The following is a 539-nucleotide window of genomic DNA, read 5'->3' on the forward strand; positions in this document are numbered from 1 at the left end:
GATTACCCGCATTACACCGTTACATTTACGTTTTTAGACAACATTGGCGTACCAAAGAGTTTTGCCGATGCTAAGCGAGCTGTTGGCGAGGTCATCCCGGCGCACCTGGCCTACGAGTTTAAAAACGACATAATCGTCACCTGGGGCGATCTACTGCAAACGACATGCGCCAATCTGGCCGGGTACACGGTCGCAGATATAAAAGGAGGTCTGTACAATGCCTAGTTACACAACGCGGCTCGGGCTTGGCAAATACGCCTATAACGAGCCATTTGATATTGCCGTGCTTAACCGCAATGCCGATATCCTGGACGAGCAGGTCGTTGCAGCAGGTACCGACAACAAGACGGTAAACAGCGGTACGGCGCTTAATTTTCCAGTGGATACGCGAGGGACGCATCTCACCTATACTGCGGGCCGATTGACAAAGGTCGAGGAAAAAGACGGCTCGGCGGTCGTTAAGGCTACGATAATCACGTATGACGGCAATGGGCGCGTTGCTACGATTAAAGAGACGGCAGGCGGCAAAACCGTAACTA

Annotated in this window: 1 protein-coding gene and 1 pseudogene; both read left to right on the forward strand. The window is 51.9% G+C overall.

The features are described from left to right. Positions 1-225: pseudogene (locus tag KJS57_RS26075) on the forward strand (putative phage tail protein); the annotation flags it as partial. Continuing rightward, a partial coding sequence (locus KJS57_RS26080) for a hypothetical protein (protein ID WP_213656846.1) occupies positions 218-539 on the forward strand: 322 nt, incomplete at its 3' end. The pseudogene KJS57_RS26075 and the gene KJS57_RS26080, both read left to right, overlap by 8 nt.

It is taken from the genome of Paenibacillus vini (genome assembly GCF_018403325.1).
Taxonomy (GTDB): Bacteria; Bacillota; Bacilli; order Paenibacillales; family Paenibacillaceae; genus Fontibacillus; species Fontibacillus vini.